Raw genomic sequence first — 18,322 nt, 5'->3', positions numbered from 1 at the left:
TCGTGACTGCGCCCGAACCGACCCTCCTCGCGATGAGCGCGATCACCAAGCGGTTTCCCGGCGTGGTCGCGCTCCAGGGCGTCTCTCTGTCGCTGAAGCCGGGCGAGGTGCTCGCCCTGATGGGCGAGAACGGCGCCGGCAAGAGCACGCTCATGAAGATCCTTGGCGGCGCCCAGCAGCCCGACGAGGGCGAGATCCGCATCGAAGGGAGGAAGGTCGCCCTCGAGAGCGTGCGCGTCGCCAAGCGCCTCGGCATCGCGCTCATCCACCAGGAGCTGATGCTGGCGCCGAACCTGGACATCGCGGCCAACATGTTCCTCGGGAATGAAGGCGGCGGCGCCGGGCCGCTCCTCCGCCCGCTGCCGAAGGGCGACATGTACGCCCGGGCAAAGGAGCTGCTCCAGCGCGTGGGCTCGACGCTCCCGCCCTCGACCCCGGTGTCCGCGTTGTCCGCCGGTCAGATGCAGATGGTCGAGATCGCCAAGGCGCTCGCCCTGAACGCGCGTATCATCATCATGGACGAGCCGACGTCGTCGCTCACGAGCGGTGAGTCCGAGCATCTCTTCCAGATCATTCACAAGCTCCGAGCGGACGGCATCGGCATCGTCTACATCTCGCACCGCATGGAAGAGGTCATGGCGCTGGCGGACCGGGTGACGGTCCTGCGTGACGGCCGCTACGTCGGGGACCTCACGCGCGCAGAAGCGACGCACGAAAAGATCCTCTCCATGATGGTGGGCCGCGAGCTCAGCGCGCACTACTTCCCGGAGAAACGGCCGCGGAGGTCGGCTGATCCCGTGCTGGTGGTCGAAGACCTCGTCGTGCCCGGCGCGCCCGCGCCGATCTCCTTTTCGGCCGAACGCGGGGAGATCCTCGGCTTCGCCGGCCTGGTCGGCTCGGGCCGCACGGAGCTCATGCAGACGATCTTCGGGGTGACTCCGGCGCTCGGCGGACGCATGACGCTCGAAGGCGAGGAGTTTGCTCCTCGAAGACCCAGGGACGCCATCGACCGCGGCGTCTACCTGGCGCCGGAGGATCGCAAGCGGCACGGCCTCGTGCTGCCGCTCAGCATCGCAGAGAACACCTCCCTGCCCAACATCGGCAGCTACAGCCGCTGGGGCTTTCTGGATAGGACGACGGAGCGCCGTGTCGCCGAGTCGGAGGTGAAGCGCCTGCGGACGAAGACGCCTGGCATTCGTCAGCTCGTCGTGAACCTCTCCGGCGGAAACCAGCAGAAGGTGGTGCTCGGAAAATGGCTGGCCATGAACCCGCGCGTGCTCATCCTGGACGAGCCGACGCGCGGCATCGACGTCGGCGCCAAGGCCGAAATCTACCGCCACATGGCCGCCCTCGCGGATGAAGGCATCACGCTCTTGATGGTCAGCTCGGACATGGAAGAAATCATGGGAATGAGCGATCGGGTCGCCGTCATGCACGAGCGACGCATCAAGGGCGTGTTGCCGCGGGGACGGCTCAGCCAGGAGCGGATCGCGACCTTGATGACGGGGCACGCCGACAAGGAGGTTTTATCGTGAGGCGCGAGCTTGGCATGACCATCGCGCTCGTCGTGATGTGTCTGGGTCTCTACATCTCAAACCCGGATTTTCTCGCGCAGTCGAACTCGATCAACACCCTGCGGCAGATCTCGATGCTCGGGATCTTCGCGATCGGCGTCGGCTTCGTCATCATCACCGGCGGCATCGATCTGTCGATCGGGTCCGTGATCGGCCTGACGGGCGTTCTGATCGCGAAGCTCTCGTCGAGCCAGGTCGGCGGCCTGGGCTGCTCGTTGTGGATCGGCATTCCGGTGGCGCTCGGCGTGGCGCTGCTGATTGGCCTCGGCCAGGGCTTGTTGATCACGCGGCTCAAGCTGCAGCCGTTCATCGTCACGCTCGGCGGCATGTTGTTCTTGCGAGGCGTCTCGCAGACCATCGCCGAGGGTGGCACCCTGAGCCTCGGGGGCTCGCCGCTGCTCGGCCTCGCGAACGGCGGGCTCCTCGAGGTCGGGAGCGACGCGCTCGTCCCGTATCCGCTTCTGATCTTCCTCGCCGTGATCGGCGTGTCGACCTACGCGCTGCACTTCACGGTGTTCGGACGTTACGTTTATGCGATCGGCGGCAACCGCGACGCCGCGGAGTACTCCGGCATCAACGTGAAGCGGGTGGAGACGTCCACCTACGTGATCTCGGCGGGTCTCGGCGGAGTAGCTGGCATCTGTTACGCGTCGTACATCGGGCAGATGTCACAACAGGTCGGCGTCGCGTACGAGATGTATGCGATCGCCGCGGCCGTGCTCGGCGGCTGCTCGCTTCGCGGCGGTGAAGGCACGGTGCTCGGCATCATCATCGGTTCCGCGATGATGCGCGTCATCGACAACGGCATCAACATGTTCCAGTTGCCGTACGAGGACGCTGACGGGATTCAACGCATCTGGCGCCTGGATCCGAACTGGACGTTCATCATCATCGGCGCCGTGATCCTCGTCGCCGTGATCCTCGACCAGGTCGTGAACATGGTGCAGGCAAATCGGCGCATCCGGCGTGCCTCTGCGGGAGTCGCTGGGTCAGCGCCGAGCCTCCGGGCGGCCGCGGCCATCAGCGCAGCGGGGCCGCCGGGTGCGCGAGCGCCCGATCGCGAAGACGCCTGAATTTTGAACCTCCTCCACGTGCTCATTCACATCCAACGGCTCACCAGGGGCCCCATCCTCGCCGTCGCGCTGGGCCTGGGGCAGCTTCGCTCATGAAACAGACACCCGACCCGCTGATCCTCGTCACGGGCGCGACCGGCAAGGTCGGCCGCGCCTTCATCGCCCGCCTGCTCGCCGAGCCCGGCTTCGCGCGTTGGCGCGTGCGGGCCCTGTGCCACCACCGCTCGTTGCCGCCGCACGAGCGGGTTGAATCGATCTTCGGCGCGATCCAGGACCGCGCGGTCGTGCAACGTGCGCTCGAGGGCGTGTCCCATGTGCTGCATCTGGCCACCAGCAAGGAGACGCCCGAGGACGCGATGGACGTGTCGGTCAGGGGCCTGTTCTGGCTGCTCGAGGGCTGCAGGACGAGCGCGGCCTTCCGCCAGTTCATCCTGATCGGCGGCGATGCCGCGATCGGGCACTTCCACTATCCGCACCCGGTCCCGGTGGTCGAAACCCAGCCGCACAGCGCCTATCCAGGCTGCTATGCGCTGTCGAAGGTGCTCGAGGAGACGATGCTGCAGCAGTACTTCATCCAGTACGGGCTGAACGGCTGCTGCCTGCGCGCTCCCTGGATCATGGAGAAGGACGACCTGCGCTTTCACCTCAGCTTCGGCTCGGATGTTTTCGGCGCCCCGCGCTGGTGTGACCTGGTGGGCGCCGAGGCCGCCGTGGCCTACGCGGCGCGTGGCGCGATCCCGGTGCTGCTCGACCAGGCCGGCGCCGGGGTGCTCCGCAATTTCGTGCACGTGGACGATCTCGTCGGCGCGATCGTCGCGGCGATCGATCATCCGCGCGCCCGCCAGCAGCTGATGAACGTCTGCATGGACGAGCCGCTCGACTACGTGCGCGTGGGCGAGCACCTCGCGCGCTCGCGCGGCTGCCCGCTGGTACAGATCCGCGAGCGCTATCACTCGACCTGGCTGGACAACAGCAAGGCGAAGTTCCTGCTGGGGTGGCGTCCGCAGTACGACATGGAACGCCTCGTCGAGTCCGCATGGGCGTACCAGCGGGCGGCCGACGACCCGCGGCGGATCTGGTATCCAGGTTAGATCCCTGGTGGATATCGTCGCCCGCGGACCGACCCGCCCGTCCGTCTCTGCTGCCGATTCCGGCTTCTCCCCTGGATAGATTCCGGATCACTCCGGAATTGCACGGCTGGACCTTGCCTGAGCACCCCCTGACGCGCCTGCGCGTCGCCGCTGCGCAGGCGCGTCGCCGCCCTAGAGCACCGATCACGTTGAACAAGCGAGAGATCAACCGCCAAGGCGCCAAGGACGCCAAGAATTGATTCTCTCCTTGGCGTCCATGGCGCCTTGGCGGTTCGAACTTCTGCACTTTTCAGGGGGTTTCAACCCGTTTGTCGCTCTAGGAAGCGCTCGGCCCTCCCACGAGCACCCTCGCCCGGCGGCCCGGCGTGCGTCCGTAGGCGTCGACCACCGCGCGCGCCACCGCGGCGGCGCGGCCGCGCTTCACGAGCGCCACGATCGAGCCGCCGAAGCCCCCTCCGGTGAGCCTCGCGCCGTACACGTCCGGCTGCGCCCGTGCGCTCGCCACGAGCGCGTCGACCTCGGGCACCGACACCTCGAAGTCGTCGCGCATGGATCGATGCGATTCGTCGAAGAGCCGGCCGAGCCGGTCCATATCGCCCGACCGGAGGGCCTCGACGGCGGCGAGCACGCGCGCGTTCTCGGTCACCACGTGGCGCGCGCGGCGATCGAGCGGGGCAGGGAGCGCGCCGATGCGCCGCTCCGCGGCCGCGTCCACGTCGCGCAGCGCCGAGACGCCGAGCGCCGCGGCCGCGCGCTCGCACTCGGCGCGCCGCGTCCGGTAATCGCCGCTCGCGTGGTTGTGGGCGACCCGGGAGTCCACGACGAGCAGCTCGGCCTCGGTCGGCAGCGGGATGCGCTCGAACGCGAGCGTCCTCGTATCCAGGAACAGCGCCGTGCGCTCGTCGGCGAGGCTCGCCGCCATCGGGTCCATCATCCCCACCGGGGCGCCCACGAAGTCGTGCTCGGCCGCGTGCGCGAGCCGGGCGATGCCCACGTCGTCGACCGGGACGGCGAGCATCGCGCGGAGCGCGCGGGCGAGCGCCACGAGCAGCGACGCGCTCGACGACAGGCCGCTGCCGAGCGGCACCGTCGACTCGATCCGCGCGTCGAACCCGGACAGCGGCGCGCCCAGGGCGCGAAAGCCGGTGACGATCCCCTGCACGTAATCGAGCCACGCGCCGCGGCGCGCCTCCTCCCCGACGCGGAACGAGGCCCGGGTCCCCCTGCCAACGTTGGCCGTCACGACCGCGACGACCCCGTCCGAGCGCGGCGCCGCCTCGACGCGGGTCCGCTGCGGGATCGCCGTCGGCAGCACGTAGCCGCCGTTGTAATCGGTGTGCTCACCGATCAAGTTCACGCGACCGGGCGCGTCGGTCACGACGGCCGCGGGGCGGCCGAAGAGCGCCTCGAACGACTGCAATCGAGCCATCACGGGTTCACCTCCACGGCGCGCAGCTCCGCGGCCTTCTCCTCGGGGAACGTGTCGGCGGTGAAGAGCCCCGCGCCCGCCTCGCTCCCGGCAAGGTACTTGAGGCGGCCGGGCATGCGGTACGCAGGGTAGATCTCCGCGTGCAGGTGCGCCTCGGGGTGCGGCTCCCCGTCCGACGGCGCCTGGTGAAAGGCCATGATGTAAGGCATCGGCCTGTTCCAGAGCGCGTCGAGCTTCATGAGCACGGTCTTGAGGGCGAGCGCGAAGTCTCTCACTTCGTCCGGCGTGAGGTCGGCCAACGTGGGGGCGGCGCGGAGGGGCGCGACCCAGACCTCGTACGCGTACCGCGCGCACACGGGGACGAGCGCGGTGGCGCGAGGGCCCTCGTAGAGGATCCGCCGGCCGTCCTCGCGTTCGGCGCGCAGGTGATCCTCGAGGAGCCCCCGGCCGTGCGCGTCGTAATACGCCTTCTGCTGCGCGAGCTCCCGCGCGGCGATGGGAGGCACGAACGGGTAAGCATAGATCTGCCCGTGCGGGTGGTGCAGCGTCACGCCCACCTCGACACCGCGGTTCTCGAACGGAAAGACATAGGCCACGTCGCCGCGCGCGCCGAGCTCCCGTGTGCGATCGGCCCAGACCGCGACGAGGAGCTCGACGTGCCAGAGCGGCAGGCTCGCGAGCGACGCCCGGGCATCCTGCGTGAACACGACGACCTCGCAGGCGCCGCGCGCCGGCCGCGTGTCGACGATGGAAGCCGGCGGATCGTGCGCGCCGCCGTGGAGCGTCGGGAACCGGTTCTCGAACACGGCCACGTCGTAGGCGCCGGCCGGCAGCTCGGTCGGACGGCTCGGGTCGGTCGTGGGCGCGAGCGGGTTGTACTCGGCCGGCGGCAGGAAGGTGCGCGTCTGGCGGTGCCCCGCGTAAGCGACCCACTCGCCCCGGAGCGGGTGATAACGCAGGTGGGGATTGGGCCGGACGTCGCCCGGGGTCGCGCCGGGCGGCGAGACGGCCTCGATCGACGGGTCGATCGGCTGCCGCCCGTACAGCCAGAGCGCGCGGCCGTCCGGCTTGGTGAGGCGGCGCCGGTGGACCCCCGGCGCAGGCGTGTCGAGGATCGGCGAGCTCATCGTTCACCGCGCCCGCGCGACCGCTGTGCAAGGTCGCCGCGCCCGTGCGTCCGCTGTACGAAGCCTTCCCGAATGCGTGCCATCATGCTCTCCTTCTCGCCTCGACGCTCGCGCGCGCGAGCGCCTCGCGCACCTCTCGGATCGCGCTCGAGCTCCCCGGGCGGCGCGGGCAGCCGTATCATCCAGTTCTCGGGGCCCACCGTGCCCGGCGTGTTGATCCGGTCGCGCGTGGCGAGCACGTCCTGCAGCAGCAGCACGAGCTCGCCCCCGGCCCCGTGATCAGGTCGAGCGGCAGGCGGTGCGTCTCCTTCGTGAGCTCCCGGCCGAGCTTCTCCCGATGCGGCGCGGGCTGGGCCGTGTAGCGGCGGCGCCGCCGCAGCCAGGCGAAGCCGTTCTCCCGCGTCCGATGCCAGATCCCCGATCTCGCCGATGCCCCACGAGCGCTCGCTGCGCAGCGAGAAGAGCGGCACCGTCACGCCGGAGATGCGGCGGCGCGCGGGTGAGCCCCGGGATTTGCTGGGTGGAGAGGTGAACGACATGTCGTGCTTGGCTCCGGGCATTACCGGCGCGGAGTCTATCCCGGGTCGCGCGGCTCCGCGATGCTCCATCGCGGGCCTGGCCCGGCTCGCCGCCCGGACGCTCGCCGCCCGGAGGCTCGCCGCCCGGAGATGGAGAGACGGGCGCGCCGCCCGGAGAGACGGGCGCGCCGCCCGAAGAAAATGGAGCCAAGCGCGCTTGCGCCTCGACATCGGTCGGTGATTTCAAGACGCGGGTCCACGAATTTTTCCGATGAGCACACGCCTACGCGCCCGATGATCTGCTTTGTCTCTGCGCTCCGGCCATGAGCCAGCCACGCGAGATCGCTCCAGGCGCGACCTACCTCCTCAGCCGTCAAGTGCTGCGCCGGCACCTGCTGCTGCGTCCCGATGCGGCCGTCAACCAGCTGTTGGTCTATGCCCTCGCTGTCTCGGCCCGCCGCTACGGCTTCGAGGAGCATGCCCTTTGCGCGATGTCAATGCATCTGCACCTGGTCGAGACCGATGTGCAAGGCGTGCTGCCGCGCTCCTTGCAATTCTTCCACCGCATCATCGCGCCAGGCACGAAGGTGCTGCGTGAATGGGAGGGGCCGGTGTGGGGCCATGAGGCCACGAGTGCGGTACGACTGCTGACGCAGGCAGCGGTGGTGGAAACGATCGCGTACGTGCTCGCAAACCCTGTGTCCGCTGGCCTGGTCAGGCATGCGAAGGAATGGGCCATGATCAGGGCGACGCACTAAGAGCGCTTCACGAAGGCCGCGCGCATCGTCGCCCACCCACGCCACGTATCCGTCGGGGCGCACCAAGACCACACCAGGCGCCGGGACCTCGCCGAGCGCCGGCAGCTCCCAGCTCCCCGTGTAACGAGCGTCGACGCGCCGAACGCGATCCGGCGCCGAGCGCAAGGTCTCCGTGCGCGAGCGCGAAAAGCAGCGGGCGGGCCTCGTGAAGGAACGTGAACACGCGCCGCGGGCCGTGCTGCACGTGCGCCGCGTCGCCCGCGAGCAGCACGCGTGCTTGCCGGTACGACGCAGCCTGCCTGGTCATGTCGGTGAAGCGAGAGAGGTAGCCGGCGCTGCGCAGGCCGAAGTCCGTGCCGTAGATCGCGATCTGGGCCTCGCGAAGATCGCTCAAGCTGGGCTCGCCGCGGCCGATCTGCGCTTCGCCCAGCACGACGCGCGCGCCCTTCCCGTCCTCCACCTCGCCGATCCCGGCGAAGCCCTTCTCGGTGCGGCGCATCCCCTACTCTGGCGCACGATGGGGGGCTTCCGGCAAGCCGGTATGTCTGGTCTACAGTGGACTTGGCAGTCAGCGCACGTGTACGACGCCTGCGTCGACAAGGCGCTCGCCGGCCTGAATTGGCGCAACTGCGTGCTCGAGATCGACCCCGCCACGCACACGATCGAGAACGTGCTCGGCCGGCACCGCGACCGCCAACCGCGGCTGGAGCATCGACGAGGAGACGCTCGCGGTCGAACAGGTCGGCGCGCTGCCGCCGGGCCAGGCGCCGACCCCAATCGGTGATGCCGTGGGCCGTTCACCGCGGGCGATGCGGCGGCGGAGGGCGCCCCGTTGGGCCACACCGGAGCCGCCCTCGGCGGCGAAACAGGCGGAAGCTATGAAGACCGCTACTGTTTCCGGCGACCGCTCGTCATCGACCGGTCTCTCTGGCGGGATTTCTGACCCGCGACTGGCTCGACGCGGCGATCGCCTCCGCGAAGTTCCGCGCGAGCCTGCGCGCTGCCTGCTCTCCGGGCACCCCGGCATGGACCACGAGCGCCCGATCCACCGGTCGCCCCGCCTCCTCCGCGATCCCGTCGAGCGCGCCGCGCCTCGCCTCCTCCACGCGCCGCCGCTCGGCGGGCGAGAGCCTCGGCCACGCCCAGGCGTCGATCGCCCACGACAGCTTCGCGTGCCTCGTCTCGTCGCGGGCGATGCGCGTCATCACGCGCCGGACCCGCGGATCCCGCGCGAAGCGCGCCTGCCACATCCCGACGAGCACGCCGTACGTCTCCCGCACGCACCCCTCCGCCGCGTTGTCGATCGCGAGCTCCTCGAGCGACCGCACCGGCCTCGGCTCCACCCTCGGCGCCTGCCACCGGCCGCCGTAGCGCGCCGCCACGCGCCGCATCACCCGCGCGTGCCGCACCTCGTCGCGCTCGGCGGCGCGGGCCCGCTCCGTGAGCCGCCGCGGCGCCCCGTGGTGCGCGAGCTCGCGCCCGAGCGCCTCGAAGGCCCAGACGCTCGCCGCCTCGAGCTGGGCGATGTTCGCGAAGTACGCCCCGACCCGCGTCGCGCCCCGCCCCCCGCGCCGCACGAGCCCCGCCGGCCTGCGGCCGACGCAGCCGCCGTCCTCCGACACGATCACCTCGGACTCCAGCTCCCGCACCGCACCGTCCGCGCCCACCGAGACGACATAGAGCGTGCGCTCGTACGGCGTGCAGTCGCTCGTGGTCTGCGTCGCGAGCACCTCGTACCCGCCGCCGACGGCCTTGAAGCCAGACGTGTCGGGGTTGCTGCAACCGATGTTGTAGCCCGCGAGCGCCGCGGTGATCATCGCGTCCGAGGGCGTGTCCACGGGGCCGAGCCACGCCCGCACGCCCTCCGCCGTGTCGACGACGGTCACGTCGCCCCCCTTGTTGACGATCAGGATATGGTGCTGGCAAAAGGGCCCACATTCGCCCAGGGAGAACCCCTGGCGCGACGTGGCATCCGCCACCGCCGTCTCACATGCGGCCTTGTCCGTCGCCCCGGAGCACTTCTCCCCGATGGCTTCACGGGTGCGCACCTCTGGCTCTGCCGTGAAGGCCTCGAATTGCCGCAGCTCGATGTAGTCGGCCGGCTCCTCGGGCTCGATCCCGGCCAGGAACGAGGTTTCGTGGTCGCTGGTGCAAGCGATGGGCTCGAAGCCGCTGGTGTCGATCCCGCAGCCGCCGACGACGGGCGCGAGCGAGAGCGAGAGGACCTGACGCAGGATCTTGTCGATGGGTCGTGGTGAGCGCATGGGAGCCGTGCAGAACAAATGCTGTGCCGCTGCGAGGGACACGGCACATCGCGCTCGGCCGGGGAGCTCGGGCGCCCCGTGCATGACAGCGGTGTCGCGCTGTGCGCGCCGAGCGCGCTCCGTGTCACGCCCCGATGAGGGCGGACGCCGGCGCCGGGGGCCGGGCAACCCGGCACTACCCCTTCTTCGCCCCTGCCCCGCCCGCCGGCGCCGCCGCCGCCCCGCTCGCGCCCGCCGCCCCGCTCGCGCCCGCCGCCCCGTCCGCCGACGGCCCGATCATCTTCTCCGGCCGCACGATCGCGTCGAACGCCTCCCCGTCGAGGATCCCCAGCGCGACCGCTGCCTCCCGCAACGTCGTCCCCTCCGCGTGCGCCTTCCGGGCGATCTTCGCCGCGCTGTCGTACCCCACGTGCGGGTTCAGCGCCGTCACCAGCATCAGGCTCTCGCGCAGGTTCCGCGCGATCCGCTCGCGGTTCGGCTCGATCCCCCGCGCGCAGTGCTCCTCGAACGACGCGCACCCGTCCGCGAGCAGCCGGATCGACTGCAGCACGTTGTGAATGATGAGCGGCTTGAACACGTTGAGCTCGAAGTTCCCGCTCGCCCCCCCGACCCCGACCGCCACGTCGTTGCCGAGGACCTGCGCGCACAGCATCGTCATCGCCTCGGCCTGCGTCGGGTTCACCTTGCCCGGCATGATGGAGCTGCCCGGCTCGTTCTCCGGGATCACGATCTCGCCGATGCCGCAGCGCGGCCCGCTCGCGAGCCACCGGACGTCGTTCGCGATCTTGATCAGGCTGCACGCGAGCGTCTTCAGCGCCCCGTGCGCCGCCACGAGCCCGTCGTGCGACGCCAGCGCCTGGAACTTGTTCGGCGCGGTCACGAACGGCGCCCCCGTCAGCGCCGCGATCGTCGCCGCCGCCCGCGCCGGGAACTCCGGGTGCGCGTTGAGCCCCGTCCCCACCGCCGTCCCCCCGAGCGCCAGCTCGTACAGCGGCCCGAGCGCCCGCTCGATCGCCCCGACGCAGGCGTCGAGCTGCGCAACGTAACCCGAGAACTCCTGCCCGAGCGTCAGCGGCGTCGCGTCCTGCAGGTGCGTGCGGCCGATCTTGACGATCTCCGCGAACGCCGCGCTCTTCTGCGCCAGCGTCTCGCGCAGCCGCCGCACCTCCGGCAGGAGGCGGCGCTCGATCTGGAGCGCGGCGGCCACGTGCATGGCCGTCGGGAACACGTCGTTCGAGCTCTGCGACCGGTTCACGTGGTCGTTCGGGTGCACCGGCGACTTCGAGCCCATCACGCCGCCGCTCCTCTCGATCGCGCGGTTCCCGATGACCTCGTTCACGTTCATGTTGGTCTGCGTGCCGCTCCCCGTCTGCCACACCACGAGCGGGAAATGACCGTCGAGCTTGCCGTCGATCACCTCGTCGGCCGCCGCGACGATGAGCGCGCACAGGTCCGGCGCGAGCAGCCCGAGGTCGCGGTTGACCAGCGCCGCCGCCTTCTTCACGGTGCCGAGCGCCGCGATCATCTCCCGCGGAAACCGCTCGCCGCCGATGCGGAAGTTCTCGAGAGAGCGCTGCGTCTGCGCCCCCCAGTAGCGATCGCCCTCCACGGCGATCGGCCCGAAGCTGTCCTTCTCGATGCGCGTCCCCATCGCCGCGTCTTACCACCCGGGGACGCCCCGGGCCGGGATGGTGCTGCCCGCGAGCCGCGCCGCGAGGCCCCCTTGCTGGCGCCTCCGACGCCGTGTAGTACCCTTCGCACCGCGCGGGCTCGAGGGCGGCGCGCTTCTTGTTTTCTCGTCCTTTATTTGCGAAGTTCCCGCCCCGCACACGCGCGGGGGCGTGAGAACCACGGAGATGAGCATGGCCGGCATGGATTCGGTACCGCGGGAGCTGCTGCAGGCTGCCTACAGGCGCAACCCCATCTACCTGCTCAAGATCCCGCTTCATTTCAGCCTCTGGGCAGCGATCACGTGGGTGCTGTACGCGACGCAGCACCACCCGCTCGCGATCCCGATCGGGGTGGTCTGCTCGTTCATGATCGCCAACCTCATCCGTGGCCTCGGGGCGGTCGCGCACGACGCGGTGCACGGGAGCTGCTCGCGCTCGAAGCTCGCCTCGTACCTCATCGCCCTGGTCTGCTGGGCCCCGACCGGGATGAGCGTGACGCTGTACACGAACTACCACCTTCATCATCACAAGATCGCGAACACCTACCCTGACGTCGACAACTTCGTCGTCACGGACTACACGCGAAACCCCGTCCTCGCGAGGCTCTTGCTCCTCGCGGTCTACACGTTCGCCTATCCGCTGTACTTCCTCTTCTGCATGGCGCGGTACGTGAAGCGGCTCAGCCCGCTCCAGCGCGTCAGGATGAACCTGGAGCTCGTGGCCTGGTGGGGCCTCATGGCCCTCTTCTTCTGGGTCATGCCGTGGCAGGTGTTCTTCTTCTTCTACGCGCTGCCGTTCATCTTCGGCGCCATCCTCGCCAGCGTGACCTCGATGATCGAGCATTACGAGATGCTCCCGGGGGAGGACGCCTACAGCTCTCGCACGTACGGGACCAGCGCGCGCTTCGTCAATTTCCTCTGGAACAACGTCACGTACCACAACGAGCACCACAAGTTCCCGGGCATCCCGTTCTACAACCTGCGCAGCTTCCACGAGGCGGCGTATCCCTATTACGACGACCGGGTGAAGTCGGCCTGCTACCCGTCGATCCTCGGCGTCGCCTTCGAGCTGTACGGCCGTATCCTGAAGCTCGACATCGCGAAGCTCGACGAGCGCTACCGTGGCCTCAACAAGGAGGCCGAGCGGCAGAAGATGATGGCGCTGAACGGCATCCAGCCCGGCGTGACCGCCTGAGCCTGAGTCTGAGCCGCGCTCAGAGCGCCGAACAAAACCGGACCGAGCCAGGCAGCCGAGGGTGGGTGCAGCGCTAGGCGCGACGAGGAACCCTACTGAAGTAGGGCGACGAGGAGCAACGACGCGATGCGCCCGCCATCGGCTGCCTGGCGACGGGAGGTTTTGAGAGGCGCGCTCAGTCCGCGGCGAAGCAGTAGAAGCGGCCCGCGCCGCCCACGGCCACGAGCTGCTGCTGGCTGCAGCCGGCGGGAGCGTGCACCGAATTCCACGAGTTGTAGGGGGCTCCGCCGTTCATGCCCGGGCCGAGGCCGTCGGAGTGCCCCACCTGCGGCCCGGGCGTCGCCGTTGACGATGTCCAGTCGTCGCACGTGCTGGCGAGGGCCGTGCCGTCCTTTGCCGAGCCCGTGAGGATGTCGTGCTCGAGGGGCGTGGGAGAGCCCGCCCACTGACCGTTGATGCGGTCGCCCCGGTGATCGAGGAAGAGGTCCGGGTCGCCGCCGGGCAGCGCGTGCAGCTCCTCGAGGTTGGCGGCCACCGTGACGCCCTTGGCGTTGACCCAGGGCCCCTTTCCGATGCGATCCCGGGCGTTCTCCGTGCTCGTGCTCAGGTACGCCCGCCACGTGCGATGGCCGGCGCCCACCTCGGCCGCCAGCGCCTGGCAGGTCGCGTCCGCGCCGGCGATCCCGCCCAGGTCGCCGCCGCTGTCGCTCGGGGTGGACACGAAGAAGCCCAGCGCCGCGCCGTCCTCGCCGGGACCGTCCGGACCGGGTTCGGTATGGGGACCACCTGCCGCCCCCGTGCTGCCCGTCGCGTCCGCGCCGCCCGCGCCGCCCGTCGCGCCCGAGCCGCCTCCACCGACGCCCGAACTCCCCGTCGCGTCCGCGCCGCCCGCGCCGCCCGTCGCGCCCGAGCCGCCCCCACCGACGCCCGAGCTCCCCGCCGCGCCGCTGCCCCCGGCGCCGCTGGTCGCAGCGCCGCTGCCGGCCGGGGTCCCGCTCGCGCCGCTCGGACTGGATTCATCCGAGCATGCCGTGGAGGTCGCGAGGAAGGCAGTGAAGAGGGCGAGATATCTCGTGTGCACGGCAAAGCTCCTGAGCTGACGCATGGTGGCACCGTACCGACGGCTCGCCCCTATCCGCAACCCCGGAGAGAGCCAGCAGGGTTGAGACAAGCAAGGCGAAAATCTTCTGCGTGGATCGCATCGAGGAGCGCGTTCCGCCGCTCGGACCGGAACGGCTGCGGGCGTGGCGACCGCGCTACGGTGGCGAGCTCGGCCCAGGCTCGGGCGCGGCGCTGGTCGCGCCCGTGTGCGGCGACGCCGCGGCCCCGCAGCCCCGCAGGCGGCTTCGTCGACGGACAGCCGCCTGAGCCTCGCGCTCGGGCCCTCGCCCCTGGGCGATCCGGACCCGATCGCGGTTCGAGAGGCGGGGCGAGCCTCGGCTTGGCATTCTCCGCACGGTCACCATCTCGCGATAGCATGATGGGCATCGGGCCGACGTGCTCTCCGATGCGGCGGTGGCGGGAGGATGCGCCTTTCAGGCGCCGTACCCCCCCTGATAAGCTCGATCCCATGGCGCGCACGGCCCCCGTTCCGAATCTCCCCGGCATGAACCCCGGCGTCTTCATCATGGGCGGCGGCGGGGGGAGCGGCGGCGGCAGCGGCAAGGGCGGCAGGGGGAGCGGCAAGGACCAGGGCGCCGATGGCTCCAGCGGGGGCAACGGCGCCGGTGGAGGCGGGAAATCGGCATGCGGTGGCGCGGGCGGCGACGGCTCCGGCTGCCCGAACCATCACGGGTCGAAGAAGAGCGGAAAGGTCTCGAAGGGCGACCCTGTCGATGTCGCCACCGGCCGCGTATTCACGGATCCAGTCGTCGATCTGGAGTTGCTCGGTCCGCTCGGCTTGCGGTTCGTGCGCCGCTACAGCACGAGCGCCCACGAGCGCGACGTCGGCCTCGGCTTCGGCTGGACCCATTCGTTCGCGTGGGCCGTCGAGGTGCGGCGTCAGACCACCGTGCTGTGGACTGACACGGGCGCGGAGCTCTCGTTCGAGGCCATCGCGGAGGGGGACGCCGGGCTCGGCCCAGACGGCTGGATCCTGACGCGCGACGCGGATGGCTTCATCCTCGACGACAACGCCGGCACGTTCTACCTCTTCTCCGAGCGCGCCGGCTCGGCCTACCGGCTCTCCGCGGTGCGCGACGCCCACGGCAACACGACGCGGCTCGGCTACCGCGATGGGCGCGTCGAGACCATCACCGACGCCGCCGGCCGCGTCGTGCGCGTACGGCGCGCGCGGGACGGCCGCATCGCCGCGCTCGAGGTCAAGAACGCGCCCGAGCAAGGCAGGTGGGTGGCGTTGAGGAGCTACACGCACGACGAGCACGGCGATCTCGTCGCCGAGACGGACGCGGAGGGGTGCACCACCCGCTATACCTACGAAGATCACCGGTTGACGTCGCGCACGGACCCCGAGGGCCTCACCTTCTGTTTCCGGTATGACGCGCAGGGCCGCTGCGTCGAGACATGGGGCACCCACGCCGACGCGGGGCGCCTCGGCCTCGCCGAAGGGGTGCCCGACACCCTCGCCGACGGCACGAAGGCCCGAGGGATCTACCATTGCAAGCTCCTCTATGGCGACGACGGCTACTCGGAGGTCGCGGACTCGAGCACCGTGCACCGCTACTTCGCCAACGAATTCGGCAAGCTCGACAAGGCCGTGTCCGGCGGGGCCGTCTACAGCCGCACCTAGGATGAGAACGGCAACCTCCTCTCGTTCACCGATCCGCTGGGCTCGACCACGACCTGGGAGCGCGACGCCCGGGGCCGCACGCTCCGCGTGACCGATCCGCTGGGCCGCTCCACCTTCATCGACCGCGAGCCCGACGGGCATATTCGCCGCGTCACCGATCCGGCGGGCGGCGTGACGGAGGTCACGCGCACGGCGAACGTCCTTTACTGGACCGACCCGATCGGCGCGACCTTCGAGGTCCGCATCGACGCGCGCGGGCTCATCACGGAGACCGTGGCGCCGAACGGCGCGCGCACGCGCTTCCTCCACGACGCGCACGGCAACGTCGTCCAGAAGATCAATGGCATCGGCGCCGTCACCGAGCACGTCTACGATTTCTGGGGACGCTGCCTGTCCGTGCGCGATCCCCTCGGCAACGTCGAGTCGTACGCCTACAACAACCGTGGCGAGCGCGTCGCCGTGCGCCACGCCGACGGGAGCGTGACCCGCTATACCTACAACGGCGCCGGCGACGTCGTGCGCGTCGACCACCCGGACGGCACGGCGACCCGCTTCGAGAGGGGAGGGCTGCACAAGGTCTGCGCGATCCATCGCCCGAACGGCGAGGTGAACCGCCTCGGCTACGATCGCGAGGGCCGGCTCGTACGCGCCGAGAACGCGCGGGGAGACGTGTACCTCATGCGTTACGACACCGCGGGTCGCATGGTGTACGAACGGACGTTCACCGGGCTGGAGAAGTACTATCAGTACGACGTGGCAGGCCAGCTCATCGTCGAGCGGACCAGCGCGCACGAGACCACGGAGTTCGCCTACGACGCGGCCGGCCAGCTCGTGGAGCGCACCCTGCCGGACGGCGCCACGGAGACGTTCGACTACGACCTTTGCGGCAGCCTCATCGCCGCCTTCACGCCCGCGGGGGAGCTCACGTACAAGCGCAACGACGTGGGGTGGGTGCTGGAGGAGCGGCTGGTCGCCTCGGGAGAGACGTTCACCGTCAAGCGAACCTACGATCTCATGGGGAACGTCACGCAACGCGCGACGTCGCTCGGGCACACGGCACGCTTCGAGCGGGACGCCTGCGGCCGGGCCACGCAGGTCGTGCTGGACGGGCGTGTGTCGGTCGGCGTCGCGCACGATGCGCTCGGGCGCGAGATCGCCCGCGTGTTGCCCGGCGGCGGGCGTATCCAGGTGGTCTACGACGCGCTCGGCCGCATGGCCCAGCGCTGGGTGGGCAATCCCGCGCAGGCCAGCGCGGGCGCGGGGCGGCCCGACTGGGTCGGCCCTCGCCCACCGGGCACGACGGTCTACCAGGCGTATCGCTACGGACCGTGCTCCGAGCTCGTGGAGGCGTGGGACGATGCGTTCGGCCGGAGGCTGTTCGAGCACGACGCCGCGGGGCAGATCCTGGGTGTCCGCGGCGAGCGAGGCCAGGGGGAGCGATTTGCCTACGACGCCGCGGGCAACCTGCATGAGCCGGGCGGCGAGCAGCGCGCCTACGGGCCCGGGAACCGCCTCAAGCAGAAGGGCGAGTTCACCTATGAGTGGGACGAGTCAGGGCGCCTCGTCGCCGCGCGGGACGCGCAGGGCCGCTCGACCCGATATCGCTGGAACGCCCTCGGGCTGCTCGCGGCGGTCGAGAAGCCCGACGGGAGGGTGGTCGAGCTCAGCTACGATCCATTCGCACGGCGCATCGGGAAGCGCACGCTCGAGCGTGCGCCCGACGGGCAGCGGCGCGAGGTGTCGAGCGTGCGCTTCGTGTGGGACGGAGGCGTGCTCGTCCACGAGATCAAGCGCGTGGCGCAGGCGTCCGGGGATCCCGTCGTGCAGGAGCGCACGTACTGCTTCGAGGAGGCCCGGTACGCCCCCTGGGCGCACCGCGATGCGCGGGTCGCGGGCGGGCAGCGCGAGGAGAGCCCGTGGTTCCACTACCTCAACGACGACGTGGGCGCCCCCGAGCGGCTGGTCGGTCCGAGCGGCGAGGTGGTGTGCGAGCTCGAACGATCCGCGTTCGGCGCGAGGGTGAAGGAAGGCGGGCGGACCACGACGCCGCTCCGCTTCCCGGGACAGTACGAGGACGAGGAGACGGGGCTCGTCTACAACCGCTACCGCTACTTCGATCCGGCGGTCGGCCGGTACCTGAGCGCGGACCCGGCCGGGCTGGACGGCGGCTTCAACGGCTTCGACTACGCGGGCAACGCGCCGACGCGCTTCGTCGATCCGAACGGGCTGATGCCGTTCTCGACCGTCCGGAACGCGGCCGGGAACAACCCTGGGGGCAAGGACCTCACCGATCCGAGGAACCGCCGCGGGGTGCCGGGTGATATCGAGGGCAAGAGCCAGGGAGAGCGCGGCGGGGCAAAGGCAGAGGCCCAGCGCGAGCGGTTCGGCAAGGACGACGCGATCACCGAGGCCGTCAAGAACGCGCAGAGAGCGCGGGAGCCGAATAAGACCCCAACGGGAGACACAACGTGCGCGGAGGTCGACGCGCTGCACAAGATGGCGCGTCAGATCCGCGCCGAAGGCAATGCCCAGCGAACGGCGAAGGGGAAGGCTGAGATGACCAATGAGGAGGTGCGCGCTGCGCTTCAGAAGCGCTTCAGGAACGGCGCGACGATCGAGACCACGAACAAGGCGGGCGAGGGCATGGCGCCGTGCCCCATGTGCGCGCAGATCTTCCGGGAGCTCGGCCTCCACCCGGCGAACATTGGCGACGACGCGAAGGGGGGCGTGGTCGGCCCAAACAACGACACGGAAACCAAGGTGAACAAGATGGGACGGTGGGACGGGACCTTCACGCAGAGTAGCCAGGATACGAACTCTCGACGAGAGAACATCCGGACGGTGCGCTCCACGACACCCCCGTTCACCACCTGAC

Annotated in this window: 12 protein-coding genes and 2 pseudogenes; 7 read left to right on the top strand and 7 right to left on the bottom strand. The window is 70.2% G+C overall.

Annotation, left to right across the window (positions count from 1 at the left end):
• Nucleotides 1-32: 32 nt before the first annotated feature.
• The 3 genes from WMF31_RS41590 to WMF31_RS41580 all read left to right on the top strand — a co-directional run bounded on the left by WMF31_RS41590 (nt 33) and on the right by WMF31_RS41580 (nt 3,738).
• Nucleotides 33-1,535, top strand: coding sequence for a sugar ABC transporter ATP-binding protein (locus tag WMF31_RS41590; RefSeq protein WP_436607599.1), 1,503 nt, complete (start codon nt 33-35; stop codon nt 1,533-1,535).
• Nucleotides 1,532-2,647 (top strand): ABC transporter permease, encoded by a 1,116-nt coding sequence (locus tag WMF31_RS41585; RefSeq protein WP_436607414.1) that lies wholly within the window; start codon nt 1,532-1,534, stop codon nt 2,645-2,647. Before WMF31_RS41590 ends, WMF31_RS41585 begins: the two co-directional genes overlap by 4 nt.
• Before the next feature lie 92 nt (nt 2,648-2,739).
• Nucleotides 2,740-3,738, top strand: a complete 999-nt coding sequence (locus WMF31_RS41580) for an NAD-dependent epimerase/dehydratase family protein (protein ID WP_436607413.1) — start codon at nt 2,740-2,742, stop codon at nt 3,736-3,738.
• Nucleotides 3,739-4,054: 316 nt separating this feature from the next.
• Here the strand turns inward: WMF31_RS41580 and galK are convergent, their stop codons facing one another.
• From galK to WMF31_RS41565, 3 genes are read right to left on the bottom strand one after another with little or no spacing between them, the layout of a single operon-like run.
• Nucleotides 4,055-5,167 carry a galactokinase gene (gene galK / locus WMF31_RS41575; RefSeq protein WP_436607598.1) on the bottom strand — a complete coding sequence of 371 codons (1,113 nt, stop codon included), beginning with the start codon at nt 5,165-5,167 and terminating at the stop codon, nt 4,055-4,057.
• A complete protein-coding gene (gene galT, locus WMF31_RS41570; protein ID WP_436607412.1) occupies nt 5,167-6,294 on the bottom strand; it encodes a galactose-1-phosphate uridylyltransferase in 1,128 nt (375 codons plus the stop codon). Before galT ends, galK begins: the two co-directional genes overlap by 1 nt.
• Entirely contained in the window at nt 6,291-6,551 is a 261-nt protein-coding gene (locus WMF31_RS41565) for a hypothetical protein (RefSeq protein WP_436607411.1), read from the bottom strand. The genes galT and WMF31_RS41565 overlap by 4 nt, the downstream gene beginning before the upstream one ends.
• Nucleotides 6,552-7,135: 584 nt before the next feature.
• Here WMF31_RS41565 and WMF31_RS41560 point away from each other — a divergent pair.
• Nucleotides 7,136-7,546, top strand: a pseudogene (locus tag WMF31_RS41560) (transposase); the annotation flags it as partial.
• A gap of 24 nt (nt 7,547-7,570) precedes the next feature.
• Here the strand turns inward: WMF31_RS41560 and WMF31_RS41555 are convergent.
• From WMF31_RS41555 to fumC, 3 genes and pseudogenes are all read right to left on the bottom strand, one after another.
• Nucleotides 7,571-8,072 (bottom strand): annotated as a pseudogene (locus tag WMF31_RS41555) (FAD-dependent monooxygenase); the annotation flags it as partial.
• A 409-nt stretch (nt 8,073-8,481) separates the two neighbouring features.
• Nucleotides 8,482-9,834 carry a ferritin-like domain-containing protein gene (locus WMF31_RS41550; protein ID WP_436607410.1) on the bottom strand — a complete coding sequence of 451 codons (1,353 nt, stop codon included), beginning with the start codon at nt 9,832-9,834 and terminating at the stop codon, nt 8,482-8,484.
• A 175-nt stretch (nt 9,835-10,009) separates the two neighbouring features.
• The gene (gene fumC, locus WMF31_RS41545; protein ID WP_436607409.1) at nt 10,010-11,485 is read right to left on the bottom strand and encodes a class II fumarate hydratase; all 1,476 of its coding nucleotides are present in this window, start codon (nt 11,483-11,485) and stop codon (nt 10,010-10,012) included.
• 220 nt (nt 11,486-11,705) lie between these two features.
• Here fumC and WMF31_RS41540 point away from each other — a divergent pair, with 220 nt between their 5' ends.
• Nucleotides 11,706-12,698 (top strand): fatty acid desaturase family protein, encoded by a 993-nt coding sequence (locus tag WMF31_RS41540; protein ID WP_436607408.1) that lies wholly within the window; start codon nt 11,706-11,708, stop codon nt 12,696-12,698.
• 175 nt (nt 12,699-12,873) lie between these two features.
• Here the strand turns inward: WMF31_RS41540 and WMF31_RS41535 are convergent, their stop codons facing one another.
• Complete coding sequence (locus WMF31_RS41535; protein WP_436607407.1) at nt 12,874-13,803, bottom strand: hypothetical protein; 930 nt, start codon at nt 13,801-13,803, stop codon at nt 12,874-12,876.
• A 465-nt stretch (nt 13,804-14,268) separates the two neighbouring features.
• Between WMF31_RS41535 and WMF31_RS41530 the strand changes: the two genes are divergently transcribed.
• Together WMF31_RS41530 and WMF31_RS41525 are read left to right on the top strand one after the other, a co-directional pair.
• A complete protein-coding gene (locus tag WMF31_RS41530; protein ID WP_436607406.1) occupies nt 14,269-15,447 on the top strand; it encodes an RHS repeat domain-containing protein in 1,179 nt (392 codons plus the stop codon).
• Nucleotides 15,448-15,534: 87 nt separating this feature from the next.
• Entirely contained in the window at nt 15,535-18,321 is a 2,787-nt protein-coding gene (locus WMF31_RS41525) for an RHS repeat-associated core domain-containing protein (protein ID WP_436607405.1), read from the top strand.
• Nucleotide 18,322: the final 1 nt, after the last annotated feature.

The organism is Sorangium sp. So ce1036, assembly GCF_051369805.1.
In the GTDB taxonomy this organism is placed as follows: domain Bacteria; phylum Myxococcota_A; class Polyangia; order Polyangiales; family Polyangiaceae; genus Sorangium; species Sorangium cellulosum_F.
Note: the sequence above shows the minus strand (reverse complement) of the source record. Positions and strands in the feature narration are given on the sequence as shown.